This is a genomic window from Acidovorax sp. Leaf160, from assembly GCF_001424265.1.
GTDB lineage: Bacteria > Pseudomonadota > Gammaproteobacteria > Burkholderiales > Burkholderiaceae_C > Paracidovorax.
Genome location: NZ_LMOV01000026.1, coordinates 1 through 19,690, shown reverse-complemented (window position 1 = coordinate 19,690; position 19,690 = coordinate 1). Strand labels below are relative to the sequence as shown.

19 protein-coding genes are annotated in these 19,690 nt (G+C 67.9%); 11 read left to right on the top strand and 8 right to left on the bottom strand.

Annotation, left to right across the window (positions count from 1 at the left end):
* Positions 1-12 precede the first annotated feature (12 nt).
* Positions 13-507, top strand: coding sequence for an LPS assembly lipoprotein LptE (gene lptE, locus ASF94_RS16555; RefSeq protein WP_056668916.1), 495 nt, complete (start codon positions 13-15; stop codon positions 505-507).
* Between the two features lie 227 nt (positions 508-734).
* Positions 735-1,787 carry a DNA polymerase III subunit delta gene (holA, locus tag ASF94_RS16550; RefSeq protein ID WP_056668913.1) on the top strand — a complete coding sequence of 351 codons (1,053 nt, stop codon included), beginning with the start codon at positions 735-737 and terminating at the stop codon, positions 1,785-1,787.
* Between the two features lie 111 nt (positions 1,788-1,898).
* Here holA and ASF94_RS16545 read toward each other — a convergent pair whose 3' ends face one another.
* The 8 genes from ASF94_RS16545 to hemB all read right to left on the bottom strand — a co-directional run bounded on the left by ASF94_RS16545 (position 1,899) and on the right by hemB (position 11,730).
* Positions 1,899-3,551 (bottom strand): hypothetical protein, encoded by a 1,653-nt coding sequence (locus ASF94_RS16545; RefSeq protein WP_056668908.1) that lies wholly within the window; start codon positions 3,549-3,551, stop codon positions 1,899-1,901.
* Positions 3,552-3,801: 250 nt separating this feature from the next.
* Complete coding sequence (locus tag ASF94_RS16540; RefSeq protein WP_056668905.1) at positions 3,802-4,083, bottom strand: hypothetical protein; 282 nt, start codon at positions 4,081-4,083, stop codon at positions 3,802-3,804.
* 77 nt (positions 4,084-4,160) lie between these two features.
* Positions 4,161-5,789: a DHA2 family efflux MFS transporter permease subunit gene (locus tag ASF94_RS16535; protein ID WP_056668903.1), complete on the bottom strand. Its 1,629-nt coding sequence runs from the start codon at positions 5,787-5,789 to the stop codon at positions 4,161-4,163.
* A 25-nt stretch (positions 5,790-5,814) separates the two neighbouring features.
* Entirely contained in the window at positions 5,815-7,071 is a 1,257-nt protein-coding gene (locus ASF94_RS16530; protein ID WP_056668901.1) for an efflux RND transporter periplasmic adaptor subunit, read from the bottom strand.
* A 27-nt stretch (positions 7,072-7,098) separates the two neighbouring features.
* Positions 7,099-8,649, bottom strand: coding sequence for an efflux transporter outer membrane subunit (locus ASF94_RS16525; RefSeq protein WP_082493362.1), 1,551 nt, complete (start codon positions 8,647-8,649; stop codon positions 7,099-7,101).
* Between the two features lie 57 nt (positions 8,650-8,706).
* On the bottom strand, positions 8,707-9,225 hold the full coding sequence (locus ASF94_RS16520) for a MarR family winged helix-turn-helix transcriptional regulator (RefSeq protein ID WP_056668898.1): 519 nt from the start codon (positions 9,223-9,225) through the stop codon (positions 8,707-8,709).
* A 156-nt stretch (positions 9,226-9,381) separates the two neighbouring features.
* Positions 9,382-10,644: a magnesium transporter CorA family protein gene (locus ASF94_RS16515; protein ID WP_235505406.1), complete on the bottom strand. Its 1,263-nt coding sequence runs from the start codon at positions 10,642-10,644 to the stop codon at positions 9,382-9,384.
* Between the two features lie 75 nt (positions 10,645-10,719).
* Entirely contained in the window at positions 10,720-11,730 is a 1,011-nt protein-coding gene (gene hemB, locus ASF94_RS16510) for a porphobilinogen synthase (RefSeq protein WP_056669367.1), read from the bottom strand.
* A gap of 67 nt (positions 11,731-11,797) precedes the next feature.
* Here hemB and ASF94_RS16505 point away from each other — a divergent pair, with 67 nt between their 5' ends.
* The 9 genes from ASF94_RS16505 to ASF94_RS16465 form a co-directional block, all read left to right on the top strand.
* Positions 11,798-12,226, top strand: a complete 429-nt coding sequence (locus tag ASF94_RS16505) for a CopD family protein (RefSeq protein WP_056668895.1) — start codon at positions 11,798-11,800, stop codon at positions 12,224-12,226.
* A gap of 32 nt (positions 12,227-12,258) precedes the next feature.
* A complete protein-coding gene (locus ASF94_RS16500) occupies positions 12,259-13,374 on the top strand; it encodes a VanZ family protein (protein ID WP_056668892.1) in 1,116 nt (371 codons plus the stop codon).
* Positions 13,375-13,448: 74 nt separating this feature from the next.
* Positions 13,449-13,826 (top strand): ferredoxin, encoded by a 378-nt coding sequence (locus ASF94_RS16495; RefSeq protein WP_056668889.1) that lies wholly within the window; start codon positions 13,449-13,451, stop codon positions 13,824-13,826.
* 96 nt (positions 13,827-13,922) lie between these two features.
* Positions 13,923-14,570: an alpha/beta hydrolase gene (locus ASF94_RS16490; protein WP_056668886.1), complete on the top strand. Its 648-nt coding sequence runs from the start codon at positions 13,923-13,925 to the stop codon at positions 14,568-14,570.
* Positions 14,571-14,680: 110 nt separating this feature from the next.
* Positions 14,681-15,850, top strand: coding sequence for a D-alanyl-D-alanine carboxypeptidase family protein (locus ASF94_RS16485; protein ID WP_056668884.1), 1,170 nt, complete (start codon positions 14,681-14,683; stop codon positions 15,848-15,850).
* A 303-nt stretch (positions 15,851-16,153) separates the two neighbouring features.
* The gene (rpsL, locus tag ASF94_RS16480; RefSeq protein WP_015012185.1) at positions 16,154-16,531 is read left to right on the top strand and encodes a 30S ribosomal protein S12; all 378 of its coding nucleotides are present in this window, start codon (positions 16,154-16,156) and stop codon (positions 16,529-16,531) included.
* A 170-nt stretch (positions 16,532-16,701) separates the two neighbouring features.
* Entirely contained in the window at positions 16,702-17,175 is a 474-nt protein-coding gene (gene rpsG / locus ASF94_RS16475; RefSeq protein WP_056668881.1) for a 30S ribosomal protein S7, read from the top strand.
* 91 nt (positions 17,176-17,266) lie between these two features.
* Entirely contained in the window at positions 17,267-19,369 is a 2,103-nt protein-coding gene (gene fusA, locus ASF94_RS16470) for an elongation factor G (protein ID WP_056668878.1), read from the top strand.
* Positions 19,370-19,594: 225 nt separating this feature from the next.
* On the top strand, positions 19,595-19,690 hold a 96-nt coding region (locus ASF94_RS16465; RefSeq protein ID WP_033470817.1), incomplete at its 3' end, for a GTP-binding protein.

The following is a 19,690-nucleotide window of genomic DNA, read 5'->3' as shown; positions in this document are numbered from 1 at the left end:
AGCCACACCCCCATGCAAAAACGCTCCCTTCTCGTCTGGCTGGCCGCCGCGCCGCTTGCCGCCTGCGGTTTTCGCCTGCGCGGCGCGCCGGACTTCAGCTTCCGCTCGCTCTACGTGCAGGCGCAGCCCGGCTCCGCCATCGCGCGGGAGCTGCGGCGCACGCTGCAGGGCTCGGGCGGCAACCTGACGCTGCTCACCGAGCCCGCCCAGCTGCCGCAGGCCGAGGCCGTCCTGGACATCCTCTCCGAGCAGCAGGAGCGCGTGGTGGTGGGCTTGAATGCCTCCGGCCAGGTGCGTGAGCTGCAGCTGCGGCTGCGGCTGCGGTTCAGCCTGCGCAACCAGCAGGGCGTGGAGCTGATCGCGCCGACCGACCTGCTGCAGCAGCGCGACGTGAGCTACAACGAGTCGGTGGCGCTGTCCAAGGAAGGCGAGGAAGCCCTGCTGTTCCGCAACATGCAGACCGACTTGGTGCAGCAGCTCATGCGCCGTCTGGCGGCGGTGAAATAAGGGCAGCCGCCTGGGGTCGCTTCGCGCCTGGCCCTGCCCCTGCGCCTGAGTCAGGGGAAACGCCGCCGGTGGACCGGCGCCGCCCGCTGCGCGGCGTGTGCGGGCCCGGGGGAGGCGCCCACCCGCAGCACCGCTGGCATTCTGTCGGTTGCTATATTTTTGATAGCTGTGAGCGCTCTATTTACAGGCGCCACAGCCGGTTTTTAATCCAAAAGAAGGGCTTTGCCATGCAGATTGCGCTGAACCAGCTGACCGCGCAGTTGCAAAAAGGCCTGCGCCCCCTCTACACCCTGCACGGCGACGAGCCGCTGCTGCAGCAGGAGGCGGCCGACGCCATCCGCTCGGCGGCGCGGGCGCAGGGCTACACCGAACGCAGCAGCTTCACCGTCGCCGGCGCGCACTTCGACTGGAGCGCGGTGCTGGCGGCGGGCGGCTCGCTCTCGCTGTTTGCCGACAAGCAGATCGTCGAGATCCGCATCCCTTCCGGCAAACCCGGCAAGGACGGCAGCACCGCGCTGCAGCAGATCGCCGCCGCCGCGCAGGGCAACGACGGTACCCTCACGCTGGTGCTGCTGCCCCGGCTCGACAAGGCCACGCGCACCGGCGCCTGGTTCGCCGCGCTGGAGTCGAATGGCGCCACGGTGCAGATCGACCCGGTGGAGCGCGCCGCGCTGCCCACCTGGATCGCCCAGCGGCTGGGCGCGCAGGGCCAGCGCGTGGCCTCGGGCGACGAAGGCCAGCGCACCCTGCAGTTCTTCGCCGACCGGGTGGAAGGCAACCTGCTGGCCGCGCACCAGGAAATCGCCAAGCTCGCCCTGCTGCACCCGCCGGGCGAGCTGTCGCTCGCCCAGGTCGAATCGGCCGTGCTGAACGTGGCGCGCTACGACGTCTTCAAGCTGTCAGAAGCCGTGCTCTCGGGCCAGGTGCTGCGCGTGCAGCGCATGCTCGACGGCCTGCAGGCCGAAGGCGAGGCCGAGGTGCTGGTGCACTGGGCGCTGGCCGAAGACATCCGCGCGCTCAAACGGGTGAAAGACGCCGTGAACGCCGGCAAGCCGCTGCCCATGGCCTTGCGGGAGAACCGGGTCTGGGGCGCGAAGGAGCGACTCTTCGAGCGCATCGTCCCGCGCTTCTCCGACGCCGCCGCCGCCCGCCTGCTGCAGTCGGCCCACACCGTGGACGGCATCGTCAAGGGCCTGAAAGTGTCCGACTGGCCCACCGACGGCTGGCAGGCGCTGCAGCGGCTGGCGCTGCAGCTGTGCAAGGCCTGCGCCGGGCGCTGAGGCGGTGCGGCCGGGGCCAGGGCGGGGCTCACCCACGAGCACCCACGCATCATTCAACGACAAAGGGGCGCCGCGGCGCCCCTTTGTCGTGCGGGCCCCATGGGCCCGGGCTCACTTCACCGACACGAAGATCGGGTTGGAGTAGAACCAGAGGTTGCCGTAATTGCGGTCGTTGATCTGGTCGTGGCGCTTGGCTGCGTCGGTCGTGGTCACGGCCTGGTCGGCCAGCGGCTCGCCGTTGGCCGTGAGGCCGGCCACGTTCTCGCCCACGTTGGTGCCGCGCAGGCGGAAGTACTGGTTCCTAGTGACGGCGATCGGTAGCTCCATCACGTAGTAGCCCTCGGCATCCTGCTTCCAGTCGGCCGCAGTGAAGCGGCGCACCACGCGGGTGCTGGGGTTGGTGGCCTGTTGGTATTGCGGCGTGCCGGGCTGGGCGCGCGGGCCCACGTCACCGGCGATCAGGTCGATGTGGTCCACCTTGGGCGTCATGTTGCCCAGATTGCCGCTGGAGACCGGGCGCTGGTAGTTGTTGATGGGAGGGCTCTTGAAACGGATGCGCACCATCACGCTCTCGCCCGCCAGGGCGGTGATTTCCTGGCCCATGAAGGCCTTGCCGGCCAGGGTGGAAACGTTGAAGTCCAGCGCGTTGACCAGATCGCCGAACACGCCGAAGGTGCGGCCCGACCGCAGGCCGTCGAGCAGGCCGCTGATGCCGCCTTCGGCCTTGGTGGGCTGCCAGACATAGGTCTTGGCGTATTCGCCCGGGTAGTAGCCGCTGCTGTTGTTGTTCGCGTCGATCTCGAAGTGCGAGTCCGAATCGGCGATGTTCCAGATGCGGCGGCCCTCGCCCAGCAGCGCGTCCCACACGCCGCCCAGCTGCGCCACGATGTAGTCGGTGCCGCCGTAGGTGCGGTTGGGCTTGTTGGCGTCGATGTAGGCCGAGGTGTAGCCACCGCGGTCGGGCTCCAGCTGGTTGCCCACCATGCCTTCGATGGCGAACACGATCTTCGGCGCCAGGTCGTTCATCTGGCGGAGGTCGGCGATGGTGTACTTGTTCGGGTTGCGCGAGGGGTGGTTGATCAGCGCATAGCTGTTGTCGGGGTACTTTTCCTTCAGCCAGGCGATGGCCTTGATCGCGTCGTCGCCCGTCTGGTTGTAGCGCTGCGGGTACTGGGCCTTCCAGCGGGCCACGTCCGACGGGTCGAACAGCGTTTCGGCACCCGTGGTGAACAGGTACTGGAATTCCTTGGCGGCGCTGGCCGATGTCTTCCAGGCGCCGGCAGCGCCTTCGAAGATGCCCACGCCAACGTGGTCATGCGTGGGCATGTCCCATTCGAAGGCCGAATAGATCAGCTTGCCCCTGTAGCTGCCGCCATCCTGCAGCGCCTTGATGCGCGGCATCTCGTAGCTTTCCATGCCGTAGGCGAAGGCCTTGGGCGCGGGCAGCAGGTTGGCCGCGTTGTCGTACTTGGAGGAACGCAGATGGTTGGTCACCGCCATCCAGTCCAGGCCATAGCTGGTGAAGGCTTTGCCCAGCAGGAAGTCCAGCGTCTGCGTGGTGCGCGAATCGTCGGACTGCACGGTGTGGGTGTGCAGGTCGCCGGTGGTCCAGCGGCCCGACTGCTCATTGGCGGCCGTGGAGCCATTGCCGTCGCCCGAGCCGCCGCAGGCGGCCAGCAGGAAGACAGGCAGCGCCAGGGCGGTGGACAGGGCCATCCGCGCTCGGCGCAGCGATGGGGAAGGGAAAGCGCGAGGGAGTGTCATGGGTTATCGGTTGTTCTTGACGTGATGCATGCAATGCAGAGCGAGGTGCTGGCGCAGCTCGCGTGCATTGGGTGCATTTGTAAGAAATTCCGATGAAACCCTTATGACGCCATCGTTTGCGCGCGGTCATCGCCGTTCGGTGTGGCGGTGACCGATCCAGCATGCGTGTGTGCGTGTGTGCGTGCGTGCGAGGGTGGGGCCTGAGTGTCTGAGTGCCTGCCTGCGCGCTGCGTTGGACCGGGGCCGCCGTTCAGCCGGGCAACTGGCCGCCAGCCTTGTCAGCCCACAGGCGCAGGCTGTCCAGCAAGTCCTGCTGGCTGAAGGAGCAGCTTTCCTCTGCAAACAGCGCGCCCGACTCCAATCGGTCCAGCAAGCCCAGCAGCACTTCGTCATACCGCGCTGGCAGCGCCGCGCGCAAGGCTTCCAGCGCGCGGGCCGTGTTGCTGAAGTCGTGGGGTCGCAGGCCGCCCTGGCGCAGTTGCTCCAGGGCGGTGTGGAAGGTGTCGAGTTCGTGAGCAGCAGGCGTGGTCATGAGGGGCAGCGATGAAGACGCGGGAGATGTGGGGAGGCTCGAGCGTATCCGTTCGAGCCTCCCGTGCCGGCACGCCCTCAATGCGCCCCGGCCGCCGCATCCGCGCTGCCGGCGCTGGCGCGCACCGGGTGGGCCAGCCAGACCAGCGGAATCAGGAGCAGGAACAGCACGGCCGACGCATAGAAGATGTCGTTGGCGGCCAGCATGTAGGCCTGCTGGTTCACCAGCCGCTCGACCTGGGCCAGCGCCTGGTCGGGCGCCAGCCCGCCGGCCTGCAGGCCCTGCAGCGTCTGCGTGACGGCGACACCGCCCTGCTGCAGGCCTTCGGTCAGCTGGGCGTGGTGCAGCTCGGCGCGGCGTTCCCAGAGCGTGGTCGACACGGAGGTGCCGATCGCGCCCGCCGTGATGCGCATGAAGTTCGACAGGCCCGAGGCCGACGGGATGCGGGCCGGCGCGATCTCCGACAGCGTGATGGTCACCAGCGGGATGAAGAAGAACGCCATGGCCACGCCCTGGATGATCGTCGGCACCATGATGGTCATCAGGTCGGCCTGGGTGTTGAAGCGCGAGCGCATCCACAGCACCAGCGCGAACACCAGGAAGGCGAAGGTGGCGAAGCGGCGCGGGTCCACCTTGGCGATGTTCTTGCCCACCACGGGCGAGAGCACCAGCGCCATCAGGCCCACCGGCGCCAGCACCTCGCCGGCCTGGGTGGCGGTGTAGCCCATGTACTGCTGCAGCCAGAGCGGCAGCAGCACCACGTTGCCGAAGAAGAGCCCGTAGCCCACCGAGGTGGCCAGCGCGCCGGCCCAGAAGTTGCGGATCTTGAAGAGCGACAGGTCCACCACCGGGTGGTCGTCGCCGCGCTCCCAGATCATGAAGGCGATGAAGCCCACCACCGCCACGACGGCGCAGGCCACCACCCAGGGCGAGGCGAACCAGTCGTGTTCCTTGCCGATGTCCAGCATCACCTGCATGGCCGCCACCCAGATCACCAGCAGCGCCAGGCCGATGGAGTCGATGGGCAGCGCGCGGCGTTCCGACTCGCGCTTGTGGAAGATGCTCCAGGTCACCAGCACCGCCGCGATGCCGACCGGCACGTTGATGTAGAAGATCCACGGCCAGCTCATGTTGTCGGTGATCCAGCCGCCCAGGAGCGGCCCCATCACCGGCGCGATCAGCGTGGTCATGGACCACATCGCCATCGCCAGCCCGGCCAGCGCCTTGGGGTAGCTGGACAGCAGCAGCGACTGCGACAGCGGAATCATCGGCCCGGCGACGAAGCCCTGCAGCGCGCGGAAGGCGATCAGCGTGGCCATGTTGGGCGCGATGCCGCACAGCAGCGATGCGATGACGAAGAGGGTGACGCTGGCGACGAACAGGCGCACCTGCCCGAAGCGCTGCGACAGCCAGCCGGTCAGCGGCACGGCGATGGCGTTGGCCACCGCGAAGCTGGTGATGACCCAGGTGCCCTGCGTGGGGCTCACGCCCAGGTCGCCGGCGATGGCGGGCAGGGACACGTTGGCGATGGAGGTGTCCAGCACGTTCATGAACGTGGCCGCCGACAAGGCCAGCGTGCCCCAGAGGCGCGCACTGCCTTCGAGCGGCGGGTGGGCCGCGCCGGGCGCCGGGCCCGGGGCGGGTGCGGCCGGCGCGGCACGGGGTGCCGGCGCGGCGTCTGCGGTAGATGCGGTGGCGGTGGTCATGCGGGCTCTTGCCTTGCCTGGCCGTTCAGTGGACCGACCTGGCGGTCTTCACCCCGCCGGTGTTGGCCGCGATGATGCGGGCCACTTCCGCGTCCGCGCCCTGGTCCAGCCCGCCGTAGACGTTCGTCTGCGCCACGGGGTCGGTGCGCGGCGCGCCCGCCAGCAGGGCGCCGTCACGCTGCTGCGTGTTCACCGTGACGTCCATCGACAGGCCCACGCGCAGCGGGTGTTCCTGTACCTGGGCCGCGTCCAGCGCGATGCGCACGGGCACGCGCTGCACCACCTTGATCCAGTTGCCCGTGGCGTTCTGCGCCGGCAGCAGCGCGAAGGCCGAACCGGTGCCCACGCCCAGGCCGGCGACGGTGCCGGTGTATTCGACCTTCTTGCCGTACAGGTCGGCCGTCAGCTTGGCGGGCTGGCCCAGGCGCAGGTTGCGGAGCTGGTTTTCCTTGAAGTTCGCGTCCACCCACACGTGGCTGAGCGGCACGATGGTCATCAGCGCAGCGCCGGGCGCCACGCGCTGGCCGAGCTGCACGGTGCGGCGGGCGACATAGCCGTCCACCGGCGCGGGCAGGGCGGTGCGGCGCTCGGCCAGATAGGCCTCGCGCACCTTGGCGGCGGCGGCCAGCACGTTGGGGTTCTCCTGGACCGGCACGCCCTGGGTCAGCGACTGGTTGCTGGAAAGCTGCTCGCGGGCGGCTTCCACGCCGGCCTGGGCGGCGGCCAGCGCCGAGCGGGCCGCGTCCACCTGGTTCTGCGCGTGCTGCAGTTCTTCCTTGGAGACGGCGCCGTTGCCCGACAGCGACTGCCGGCGCTGCAGGTCCTGCTGTGCGCGGGCCACGTCCGAGCGGGCCTTGGTGACTTCGGCCTGGCGCAGCGTGATCTGCGCGTTCAGCGAGCCGTTGTTCACGTACACCGTGCGCGCCTGGCGCACGGCCTGGGCCAGGCCGGCCTCGGCCTGCGCCAGCGCCACGCGGGCGTCGGCCGGGTCCAGCTGCACCAGCGGCGAGCCGGCCTTCACGAAGTCGGTGTCGTCGGCCAGGATGGACATCACCGTGCCGCCGGTCTGCGGCGTGATCTGGATGACGTTGCCCTGCACGTAGGCGTTGTCGGTGTTCTCGTAGTGGCTGGCCACCAGCCAGTCGTAGACGCCCCAGCCGGCGCCGGCCAGCACGACCACGGCGGCCAGGGTGATGAGGGCCTTGCGGCGGCCGGCCTTCTTGTCGGCGGGGGCAGGGGCGGGAGATGCGGCGTGATCGGAGGCGGTTTGCGGTGCGTTCATGGTCGTGACTCGAAAAATGGGGGGTGTTCAGCGGGCGGCGACGGCGCCGGGCGCGGCGGGCACGGTGGTGTCCTGCCAGCCGCCGCCCAGGGCGCGCATCAGCGCCACCTGGTTGTCCAGCCGCCGTGCGGCCAGGTCGACGGCCTGGCGGCGCTGGGCCAGCACGGTGGTTTCCGCCGCCAGCACGTTCAGGTAGGTGCCCAGGCCCGCCTGGTAGCGCTGACGGGCGATGGCCCAGGTGCTCTCGGCGGCGGCTTCTGCCTGGCGCTGCTCGGCGGCCTGGCGGTCGATGGCGCTGGCCGAGGCGATCTGGTCGGCCGCGTCGTGCACGGCGTCCAGCAAGGCGGCGTTGTAGCTCTCGACCGCCGCATCCAGGTCGGCCGACTGGCCGCGCAGGTTGGCGCGCAGCCGGCCCGAGTCGAAGATCGGCAGGCGGATGGCGGGGCCGGCGCCCCATTCCTTGCTGCCGGCCTGCACGAACCGGTCCAGCCCGATGGACGAGAGGCCGACGAAGGCCGTCAGGTTCACGTTCGGATAGAACTGCGCGCGGGCCACGGCCACGTTCTGCGCGCTGGCTTCCACGCGCCAGCGGGCAGCGGCCACGTCGGGCCGGCGGCCCAGCAGGTCGGCTGGCAGCTGGGCGGGCATTGCTATCGAATGAATAGCGGAAAGCGCTTGATTGTCAAGCGCCAGGGGCAGATTGGGCTCTCCGACCAGCGCGCCCAGGGCGTTGCGGGTCAGCGCCATCTGTTCGCGCAGCGCTTCGATCTGCTGGCGTGCTTCGGGCAGGCCGCCCTCGCTCTGGCGCTGCTCCAGCTGCGTGTCCAGTCCGGCGGTCACGCGGTCCTTGACCAGCTGCAGGGTCTCGCTGCGCTGGGCCAGCGTGCGTTCGGCCACGTCCAGCTGCGCCTGCAGGCGGGCCAGCTGGATGTAGTTGCGCGCCACGTTGGCAGCCAGCAGCAGGCGGGCGGACTGGGCTTCGGCCTGGGCGGCGTTGGCCGTGCCCAGGGCGGACTGCAGCGAGGCGCGGTGCTCGCCGAAGAAGTCGATCTCCCAGCTGCCGGTCAGGCGCGCCGTGCCGCTGTTCAGCGTGCTGCCCGCCAGCGGAGGCGGGTAAGGGCCGTGGGCGCTGTAGAGCTGGCGGTTCAGGTCCAGGCTGCCGTTCACCCGAGGGCCGGTGGCGGCGCGGGCGGTTTCGGTGAAGGCATTGGCCTTCGCCACCCGGGCTTCGGCCAGCTTCAGGTTGGGGCTCTGCGCCAGCGCGCGGTCGACCAGCGCGTTCAGCTGCGCATCGCCGAAGCCGCGCCACCAGTCGGCGGGCACGGCGGCGTCGACCTGCAGCGTGCCGGGCGCCGCCGCAGCGGGCAGGCCCAGCGAGGCTGCGTCGCGCATCTGTGCATGCGATGCAATGCCGGACATGTCGGCGCAGCCGGTCAGGCCGGGCAGGGCCGCGATGGCCAGGGCCAGTGTCGCGAAGTAGAGCGCCGCGCCCTTCAGGGGGCTGGGCTGGTCCGCATCGCTGCGGGCGGCAGGCCCCGGAGCCGAAGCGGTGAGGGAGGGGGTGAGCTGGTTTTTCATGCTGTTGTGCTCTGGAGAAAGGCGAAAGGAAAAGGGGTGTTGGGTGGCAGCCGGTTGTCAGCTGTCCGGGCCGCCCGGCGCGCTGCCCGGCTCCAGCGCCTGGGCGTTGGCGTAGAGGCGGCCCAGAAAGCCGCGCAGCTGGGCCTCTTCTTCGGCGCTGAAACCTTGCAGCAGCGAGCGCTGCATGCCCTGCAGCATGTCGGGCAGCTGCTGGGCAGCGGTGCGGCCTTCGTCGGTCAGCTCGATGTTGACCACACGGCGGTCTTCCAGCGAACGCTCCCGCCGCACCAGGCCCTTGGTCTCCAGCCGGTCCAGGAGGCGCGTCATGCCGCCCGCGTCCAGCTGGCAGATGCGCGCCAGGGCAGCCACGGTGCCGGTCTGGTCCAGCAGCAGGCGCAGGAGGGGCTTCCACTGGGCATCGGTCAGCCCCAGGGGCTCGACCTGGCGGTCGATGTGCGCGCTCAGCAGCGTCACGATGCGGCGCAGCTGGTAGCCCAGGTGCTGTTCGATCGGGTGCGGCACGGGCCACTGCGGGTCCAGGCAGGCGGCGAGGTCTTCGGGGGCATTGGATTGCATGACACCGATATTAATTGACTAGGCAATTAATGTTGCGACACCCTTTGACTTGTCTGACAGGGCAAGAGGGTTAATGGGGCGGGGCTGCCCCCGAAGCTCGGGCGGAAACGCGGGCGGGCGCCAGGTGGTGCGGCCGCCCGGTCGCCAGCGTCGTCGTCAGCCCTGGCCCGTGCGCGCCAGGTAGCGTTTGCGCCAGAACAGCGCGATCAACGCAATGGCGATGACGGTCATGGAACCCATCGCCCACCAGAAACCGTCCTGCTTGTGCACCAGCGGGATGAACTCGAAGTTCATCCCGAAGATGCCGGCGATCAGGTTGAGCGGCAGGAACACGGCCGTGAGGGCCGTGAGCGTCCGCATGATGTCGTTGGTGCGGTTGCTCTGCACGCTGAAATGCATCTGCACGGCCGTTTCGGTGCTTTGTTCCAGCCGGCGCACGTGGTGCACCACGCGTTCGATGTGTTCCAGCACGTCGCGGCTGCGCACCTTCAGCAGGTCCAGCTCGCGCAGTGCCGGCACGGTGTCCGGCAGCGCCCAGGTTTCCAGCGTGTCCACCCAGTCCTGCACCGCGGCGCGCTGGTCTTCGCAGATCTCGTCGAGCTGGTGCAGCGTGAGGCGGGCCTCCAGCAGCGCATTCCAGTTGGCGAAGCGGGCGCGGGGCTTGAGCAGTTCGGCCTGCCAGTGGTCGAGCTGGCGCGAGAGTTCGCGCCGCAGATCGAGGTAGTTGTCCACGATCAGGTTCACCACCCGCAACATCAGGTCGGCCGGACTGGTGGGCAGGCGCGAGCCGGCCGCGAAGCCGCCGCGCGCCTCGCGCAGGGCGGTCTCGGTGGCGGAGATCGCTGCGGCACCCGTGGCGGTCGCGCTGTCGGGCGCAGCCGCTGCTGCCGCCGCCGACGACGACGCAGGGCTGCCTGGCTGGGAGGGCGAGAGCAGGCGCGCGGCGAAGGCGTCGCGCACGGTGCAGTCCTCGGGGTGCACGGTCAGCAGCACCTGGTCGAAGACGGCGAAGCCCACGGGGCTGGTGTCGATGCGCCGCAGCACCGGCGGCCCGCTGCGGCGCAGGGCTGCAGCATCGGCCGCGGCGCCCGGCGCGGCGCCGGGCGGCACGGCGGTGTCGCACTGCGTGGCGGTGAGCCGGCGGAACACCAGCAGGTCGTACTGCGAGGTGTAGTCGTAGTGCGAGGGCAGGTGCGCGTTCAGCAGGTCGGACACGTGCAGGTCCACCAGGTGCAGCCCGGCGGTGGCCTGCAGCGTGGTCTGCACGCGCGCCAGACCGGCGCTGAAGGCCGGGCGGGTGCAGGCGATCCAGTAGAACCCCTGCGCGGGCGGGGCCGTGGGCAGAGCGGTCAGTTCGCGCGCCGCGCCCTGCTGGATGTGGAAGACGCGGATGGCGCCGGCGGAGGCTTCTTCGGTCAAAACAGGCTCCAGCGCCCGTCCTTCGGGCGCCAACAGCTACGAGTCTAGTAGTGCCGGCCGGCCGGCGTCGTGGGATCAGCGGCGCTGCAGCAGGCGTGCGGCGTCGCGTGCGAAGTAGGTCAGCACGCCGTCGGCGCCGGCACGCTTGAAGGCCAGCAGGCTCTCCATCATGACGGCGTCGTGGTCCAGCCAGCCGTTGGCGGCGGCAGCCTTGAGCATGGCGTATTCGCCGCTCACCTGGTAGGCGAAGGTGGGCACGCGGAACTCATCCTTCACCCGGCGCACCACGTCCAGGTAGGGCATGCCGGGTTTCACCATCACCATGTCGGCGCCCTCGGCGATGTCCAGCGCCACTTCGCGCAGGGCCTCGTCGGTATTGCCCGGGTCCATCTGGTAGACGTTCTTGTCGGCCTTGCCCAGCGCGCCGCGCGTGCCCACCGCATCCCGGAACGGGCCGTAGAAGGCGCTGGCGTACTTGGCGCTGTAGGCCATGATGCGGGTGTGGATGTGGCCCTGCACTTCCAGCGCGTCGCGGATGGCGCCGATGCGCCCGTCCATCATGTCGCTGGGCGCGACGATGTCCACGCCGGCCTCGGCATGCGTCAGCACCTGGCCCACCAGGATCTCAACGGTCTCGTCGTTGATGATGTAGCCGGTCGCGTCCAGCATGCCGTCCTGGCCGTGGCTGGTGTAGGGGTCCAGCGCCACGTCGGTCAGCACGCCCAGCTCCGGGAATTCCTGCTTCAGCGCCCGCACCACGCGCGGGATCAGGCCGTCGGGGTTCAGCGCTTCCTGGCCGTCGGGCGTCTTCAGCGCCGGGTCGATGGAGGGAAAGAGCGCCAGCACCGGAATGCCGAGCTTCACGCAGTCCTCCGCCACGGGCAGCAGCAGGTCCAGGCTCAGCCGGTCCACGCCGGGCATGGACGTGACGGGCTGGCGCAGGTTCGTGCCTTCGTGCACGAACACCGGGTAGATGAAGTCGTGCGGCGTGAGCACGTTCTCGCGCACCAGGTTGCGGGTGAAGGCATCGCGTCGCAGGCGGCGCGGACGATGGGCGGGGAACGGGGTGGGGCTGGACAGATGCATGCCGAAATTGTGCGCCACATTGCGGCAGCCGGTATCTGGACGCAAAGTGCGCCCGTACACTGGCCGCATGCTCTGGGTCAAAGCCTTTCACATCGTGTTCGTGGCCAGCTGGTTCGCCGGCCTTTTCTACCTGCCGCGCATCTTCGTCAACCTGGCCATGGTGGCGCCGGGCTCGGCGGCCGAACGTGACCGGCTGCTGCTGATGGCGCGCAAGCTGCTGCGCTTCACCACCCTGCTGGCCGTGCCGGCCCTGGGGCTGGGCCTGTGGCTCTACCTGGGCTATGGCATCGGCCGCGGCCCGGGCAACGGCTGGATGCACGCCAAGCTGGCCGTGGTGGTGCTGGCCGTGGGCTACCACCATGCCTGCAGCGTGCTGCTGAGCAAGCTGGCGAACGGCCAGAGCCGGCGCAGCCACCGCTGGTTCCGCTGGTTCAACGAGGTACCCGTGCTGCTGCTGGCCGCCGCCGTGGTGCTGGTGGTCGTCAAGCCGTTCTGATCCGCGCCCGGCGCCGCGCAGCGAACCCCGCCGTGCACAAGACCTCCGCCTGGCCGCTCGCGCTGATCTATGCGGCGCTGATCGTCTTCGCCAGCCTGTTCCCGTTCGAGGGCTGGCGCTGGCAGGGCATCTCCCCCTGGGTGTTCCTCACGGCGAAGATGCCGCCGCCCTACTGGACGTGGTTCGACGTGAACATCAACGTCGGCGGCTACGCGCCGTTCGGCTTCCTGCTGGCGCTGGCCATGATGCGCAGCGGCTGGGCGCGCTGGGCGCTGCTGCTGGCCACGCTGGCGGGCACGCTGCTGTCGCTGTCGATGGAGTTTTTGCAGATCTACCTGCCGCGCCGCGTGCCGTCCAACATGGACCTGGCGCTGAACGCGGCCGGCACCCTGCTGGGCGCCCTGCTGGCCTGGCTGTTGGAGCGGCTGGGCGCCATCGACCGCTGGAGCCGGCTGCGCGCCCGCTGGTTCGTGGACGATGCCCGTGGCGCGCTGGTGCTGCTGGCGCTCTGGCCGCTGGCGCTGCTGTTTCCCGCCGCCGTGCCCTTCGGCCTGGGCCAGATGTGGGAGCGGCTGGAGGCGGCGCTGATCGACTGGCTGGAGGACACGCCGTTCCTGAAGTGGCTGCCCGTGCGCACCGAGCCGCTCGAGGCGCTGTCGCCGGGCGCGGAGCTGCTGGCCGTGCTGCTGGGCGTGCTCATTCCGTGCCTGCTGGGCTTTTGCATCATGCGGCACCTGGGCCGGCGGGCGGTGTTTGCTCTCGGCACGGTCGCCGTGGGTGTGGGGGCGACCGCGCTGTCGGCCGCCATGAGCTGGGGGCCGACCCATGCCTGGGAATGGATCACGCTGCCCGCGAACCTGGGCATCTGGGCGGGGCTGGTGGTGGCGCTGCTGCTCGTCGCCGTGCCGCGCCGGGCCTGCGCAGCCTTGCTGCTGCTGGCGCTGGCGCTGCACCTGAACCTGCTCAACCAGGCGCCCACCAGCGCGTACTTCGCCGAAACGCTGCAGGCCTGGGAGCAGGGCCGCTTCATCCGCTTCTTCGGGCTGGGGCAGTGGCTGGGCTGGCTCTGGCCCTATGCGGCCCTGGGCTACGTGGTGCAGCGCGTGTCGCGCCGCGACCGGGAAACGGCGGCCGCTGCAGCCGATTGAGTGGAGCCTGCGGGCTTGTCGGCCGAGTGCCCGAGTGCTCCGGCGCCCTGCGAGGCGCGTCCTAGAATGACCGCATGAGCGACCACCCCACCCCTGCCGCCGCCGCCGACAACGCACCGGCCGCACCCTCCTACTACGAACGCCACATCTTCTTTTGCCTGAACGACCGCGGCAAGGGCGAGGAAAGCTGCGCCCGCTATGGCGCGCAGGACGGCTTCGATCGCTGCAAGTCGCAGGTCAAGGCGGCCAAGCTGTCCGGCCCCGGCAAGGTGCGCGTGAACAAGGCCGGCTGCCTGGACCGCTGCGCCGGCGGCCCCATCGCCGTCGTGTACCCGGAAGGCACCTGGTACACCTACGTGGACAAGGAAGACATCGACGAAATCGTCGAGTCGCACCTCAAGAACGGCCAGGTCGTCGAGCGGCTGCTGACGCCGCCGGACGTGGGCCGCTGAGCCGCACATCGCTCGTCCATCGAGCGATTTTCAGTGTTTTAGGCCGCCAGCGCTTGATCATCAAGTACTGGTAGCTATTGATTTGATAGCAAAATCGTGAATTCCCAGACAGAACGGCTCACCCTGGAAGGCGCGGCCGGCGCCATCGAGGCGCTGCGCGACGCCGCCACCGTGGCCGAGGGGGCCGCACCGCGCGGCGTGGCCGTCATCGCCCATCCGCATCCGCTCTTCGGCGGCACCATGGACAACAAGGTGGTGCAGACGCTGGCGCGCGCCTTCGTCGGCAGCGGCTGGACGGCCGTGCGCTTCAACTTCCGCGGCGTGGGCGCCACCGCCGGCACGCACGACGACGGCCGGGGCGAGCTGGACGACCTGCTGGCCGTGGTGCGCCAGGTCGCGCCGCAGGGGCCGCTGGCGCTGGCCGGCTTCTCGTTCGGCGCCTTCGTCACCAGCCACGCGCTGGAGCGCCTCTGGGCCGAGCGGCAGGCCGACATCCAGCGCGCCGTGCTGGTCGGCACCGCCGCCAGCCGTTTCACCGTGGCCCCGGTGCCGCCCGAGGCGCATCTGCGCACGCTGGTGGTGCATGGCGAGGTCGACGACACCGTGCCCCTGTCGGCGGTGATGGATTGGGCGCGCCCGCAGATACTGCCCGTTACCGTCGTGCCCGGAGGCGGCCATTTCTTTCACGGACAATTGCCGCTGCTCAAGAACCTGGTCACCCGCCACCTGCAATCCGAACCGTGATGCCAGGCCCTGGCGTCTGGCCCGGTCCGCTGGCGTCTGCAGCGTCCACTGCAGGTGCCGGCTCTTCCCGTTCCCCTTTCTGTTGTTTCCCTCAAGTGCCCGTGCCCTCCATGAAGTCCTTCCTGCCCTCGCTGCGAACCCTTGTCTGCGCCGTCCTGCTCGCGCCTGCCGCCCTGTGGGCCCAGGTGCAGGCACCCCAGCCGCCCGAGATCGCCGCACGCAACTACCTGCTGCTGGACGTGACGGCCGGCCAGGTGCTGGCGGCCAAGGACATCGACGCGCCGGTGGAGCAGGCCTCGCTCACCAAGCTGATGACCGGCTACCTGGTGTTCGACGCGCTGCGCGCCAAGAAGATCGCGCTCGACCAGAAACTGCCCGTGAGCGTGCGTGCCTGGAAGATGCCCGGCTCGCGCATGTTCATCGACCCCAAGATGCAGGTGCCGGTGGAAGACCTCATCAAGGGCATGATCGTGCAGTCGGGCAACGACGCCACGATGGCGCTGGCCGAGGGCGTGGGCGGCACGGCCGAGAATTTCGTCAAGCTGATGAATGACCAGGCCCAGGCGCTGGGCATGAAAGGCACCGCGTACAAGAACCCCGAAGGCCTGACCGAGCCCGGCCACACCACCACCGCGCGTGACCTGGGCGTGCTGGCCACCCGGCTGATGAAGGACTTCCCGGAGTACATGCACTACTACGCCACCAAGCAGTACGCCTATCCCGGCACGCCCGTCTCCAACGGCACCAACCGCAACTCGCTGCTGTTCCGCGATCCGACCGTGGACGGCCTGAAGACCGGCCACACCGCAGCGGCGGGCTATTGCCTGGTCGCCACGTCCAAGCGCGACTTCCCGAATGTCGGCCAGCGCCGCCTGCTGTCCATCGTGCTCGGCACCACGAGCGAGAACGCCCGCGCCAACGAAACCCAGAAGCTGCTGAACTGGGGCTACACCGCGTTCGACGCCGTCAAGCTGTTCGACGCCGGCCAGCCCGCTGCGACGCCTGCCGTCTGGAAGGGCACCCAGAATACGCTGAAGATCGGCCGCCCCGATGCCATCGTGGTCACCGTGCCCTCGGGCAGCGCCGGCAAGGTCACGACGCAGATCGTGCGCCAGGACCCGCTGGTCGCGCCGTTCACCAAGGGCCAGCCGGTGGGCACGCTGAAGGTGTCCCTGGGCGAGCAGCCCATCGCCGAGGTGCCGCTGGTGGCGCTGGAGGCGGTGGACCAGGCCGGCATCTTCGGCCGCGCCTGGGATGCCATCCGCCTCTGGATCAAGTAGGAGGCGCATCCCCCTGAGGCGCTTTCGCGCCTTCACCCCTTCTCTCGAATGGCGCTGCCATTCGGGAAGGGGGACATCGCCAGCGCGGGGGGCGGCCCTTGCGCGGCGGTCCTGGCACGGGCTGTGCGATTCCACGGGCCGTGTCGTATCTTGCGATGGGCTGGGGAAAGCGAGCCGCTTGCCCGTTCGGGGGCTTGCTGCTACATTAGAAGGCTTTTCGGAATTTCCGAAGGGATTCACGTTTTCGTGTTCACGAAGCTGTCACGGCTTACACGAAAAAATTCACGTTTAGGGACGTATTCAATGCCAACCATCAATCAATTGGTCCGTCAGGGGCGCGAGGTCGAAAAGACCAAGTCCAAGAGCCCTGCGATGGAAAACTCTCCTCAGCGCCGCGGCGTGTGCACCCGTGTGTACACCACGACGCCAAAGAAGCCTAACTCCGCTCTGCGTAAGGTCGCCAAGGTGCGCCTGACCAACGGCTTCGAAGTCATCTCCTACATCGGCGGCGAAGGCCACAACCTGCAGGAACACAGCGTGGTGCTGGTCCGCGGCGGCCGTGTCAAGGACTTGCCCGGTGTGCGTTACCACATCGTGCGTGGCTCGCTCGACTTGCAAGGCGTGAAAGACCGCAAGCAAGCGCGCTCCAAGTACGGTGCCAAGAAGCCCAAGGCCAAGTAAGCCCTGCGCTTTTCGTACAAGAATTTTCGGTGCTGTTCCCGCGTGGCGCGGTGAAGCAGCGTAGTGGCCCCAAACGCAGGCGTTCTGCGCGGGTCGAGTAAGTGGGAGTCCTGCATTGGCTCTCGCGGTGCCTGGAAAGGCGCCAACTGAAGCAAAAATAGAGGTGAAAAATGCCACGTCGTCGCGAAGTCCCCAAACGTGAAATCCTGCCGGACCCGAAGTTCGGCAACGTCGAGCTGTCCAAATTCATGAACGTGATCATGGAAGGCGGCAAGAAGGCAGTTGCAGAGCGCATCATCTACGGTGCCCTGGAACTGATCGAGAAGAAGCATCCTGACAAGGACCCGCTGGAAGCGTTCACCGTTGCCATCAACAACGTGAAGCCCATGGTCGAAGTGAAGTCCCGCCGCGTGGGCGGTGCCAACTACCAGGTGCCTGTCGAAGTGCGTCCCGTGCGCCGCCTGGCCCTGTCGATGCGCTGGATCAAGGAAGCCGCCCGCAAGCGTGGCGAGAAGTCGATGGCGCAACGCCTGGCCAACGAACTGCTGGAAGCCACGGAAGGCCGTGGCGGTGCGATGAAGCGCCGTGACGAAGTGCACCGTATGGCCGAAGCCAACAAGGCTTTCAGCCACTTCCGCTTCTAAGTCCGGGTTTCGTCCCCATATCTCGAAAGCTGGGAGCCCGATTCGCCATTTTTGGCGGGCGGGCTCTTAGCCGTTAAACGAAAGAAACATCATGGCACGCAAGACTCCCATCGAGCGCTACCGCAATATCGGTATCTCGGCCCACATCGACGCTGGCAAGACCACGACGACCGAACGCATCCTGTTCTACACCGGTGTGAACCACAAGATCGGTGAAGTGCACGACGGCGCTGCCACCATGGACTGGATGGAGCAGGAGCAAGAGCGCGGCATCACGATCACGTCGGCCGCCACGACCTGCTTCTGGAAGGGCATGGACATGTCCTACCCCGAGCACCGCTTCAACATCATCGACACCCCCGGCCACGTGGACTTCACCATCGAGGTGGAGCGTTCCATGCGCGTGCTGGACGGCGCCTGCATGGTGTACTGCGCCGTGGGTGGCGTGCAGCCCCAGTCGGAAACCGTCTGGCGCCAGGCCAACAAGTACAAGGTGCCTCGCCTGGCCTTCGTGAACAAGATGGACCGTACCGGCGCCAACTTCTTCAAGGTCTATGACCAGATGCGCCTGCGCCTGAAGGCCAACCCCGTGCCCGTGGTGATCCCGATCGGCGCGGAAGAAAACTTCACCGGCGTGGTCGATCTGCTGAAGATGAAGGCCATCATCTGGGACGAAGCCTCGCAGGGCATGAAGTTCGAATACAAGGACATCCCGGCCGAACTCGTCGAGTCCGCCAAGGAATGGCGCGAGAAGATGGTCGAAGCCGCTGCCGAAGCGTCCGAAGACCTGATGAACAAGTACCTGGAAGAGGGCGACCTCTCCGAGGAAGAGATCAAGACCGGTCTGCGCACGCGCACGATTGCGACGGAAATCCAGCCGATGCTGTGCGGCACCGCGTTCAAGAACAAGGGCGTGCAGCGCATGCTCGACGCCGTGATCGACTATCTGCCGGCACCTACCGACATCGATGATGTGACGGGTACCGATGAAGACGAAAACCCCGTCACCCGCAAGGCGGACGACAGCGAAAAGTTCTCGGCCCTGGCGTTCAAGCTGATGACCGACCCGTTCGTGGGCCAGCTGACCTTCGTGCGCGTGTACTCGGGCGTTCTGTCCAAGGGCGACACCGTCTACAACCCGATCAAGGGCAAGAAGGAACGCATCGGCCGTATCGTGCAGATGCACGCCAACGAACGCCTGGAAGTCGAAGAAATCCGCGCCGGCGACATCGCTGCCTGCGTGGGTCTGAAGGACGTGACGACCGGCGAAACGCTGAGCGACATCGACTCCCAGATCATTCTGGAGCGCATGGTGTTCCCCGAGCCCGTGATCACGCAGGCCGTGGAACCCAAGACGAAGACCGACCAGGAAAAGATGGGCATCGCCCTGCAACGCTTGGCTGCGGAAGATCCTTCGTTCCGCGTGAAGACCGATGAAGAGTCGGGCCAGACGCTGATCGCCGGCATGGGCGAGCTGCACCTGGAAATCATCGTGGACCGCATGAAGCGTGAATTCGGCGTGGAAGCCAACGTGGGCAAGCCCCAGGTGGCCTACCGCGAAACCATCCGCAAGACGGTGGAAGAAGCCGAAGGCAAGTTCGTGCGCCAGTCGGGCGGTAAGGGCCAGTACGGTCACGTCGTGCTCAAGATCGAGCCGAACGAAGCCGGCAAGGGCAACGAGTTCGTCGACGCCATCAAGGGCGGTGTGGTTCCTCGCGAATTCATCCCGGCCGTGGAAAAGGGCTTCCACGAAGCCGTGACCCAAGGCGTGCTGGCCGGCTATCCGGTCGTGGACGTCAAGGTCACGCTGCACTTCGGTTCGTACCACGATGTGGACTCGAACGAACTGGCGTTCAAGATGGCCGCGATCTTCGGTTTCAAGGAAGGGTGCCGCAAGGCCAACCCCGTGATCCTGGAGCCGATGATGGCCGTGGAAGTGGAAACGCCCGAAGACTACGCCGGTACCGTGATGGGCGATTTGTCCTCGCGTCGCGGCATGGTGCAGGGCATGGACGACATGGTCGGCGGCGGCAAGGCCATCAAGGCCGAAGTGCCTCTGTCCGAAATGTTCGGCTACTCGACCTCGCTGCGCTCCGCAACGCAAGGCCGCGCCACCTACACGATGGAGTTCAAGCACTACAGCGAAGCGCCTCGCAACGTGTCTGAAGCCATCATGGCTGCCCGCGCCAAGTAATGGCGTGAGGGCCGGAGGGGCTGCCTCGGCAGACCTTCCGGTTGGGTTTCGAGAGAAATCGGCTGCCGGCGCTTGATTCATCAGTGCCGGCAGCTATGAAATTAGTAGCAGCAAGATTCTTGCAATCTGCGACCCGGTGCCGTCCTGTTGCCCTGTGCGGGACGACTCAGCAATCGGGTGCAGACGTTAAACCCCGACACAGGCATTGCTCTTTGGAGAGTCAAAATGGCAAAAGGTAAGTTCGAACGTACCAAGCCCCACGTCAACGTGGGCACCATCGGCCACGTGGACCATGGCAAGACGACGCTGACGGCAGCGATC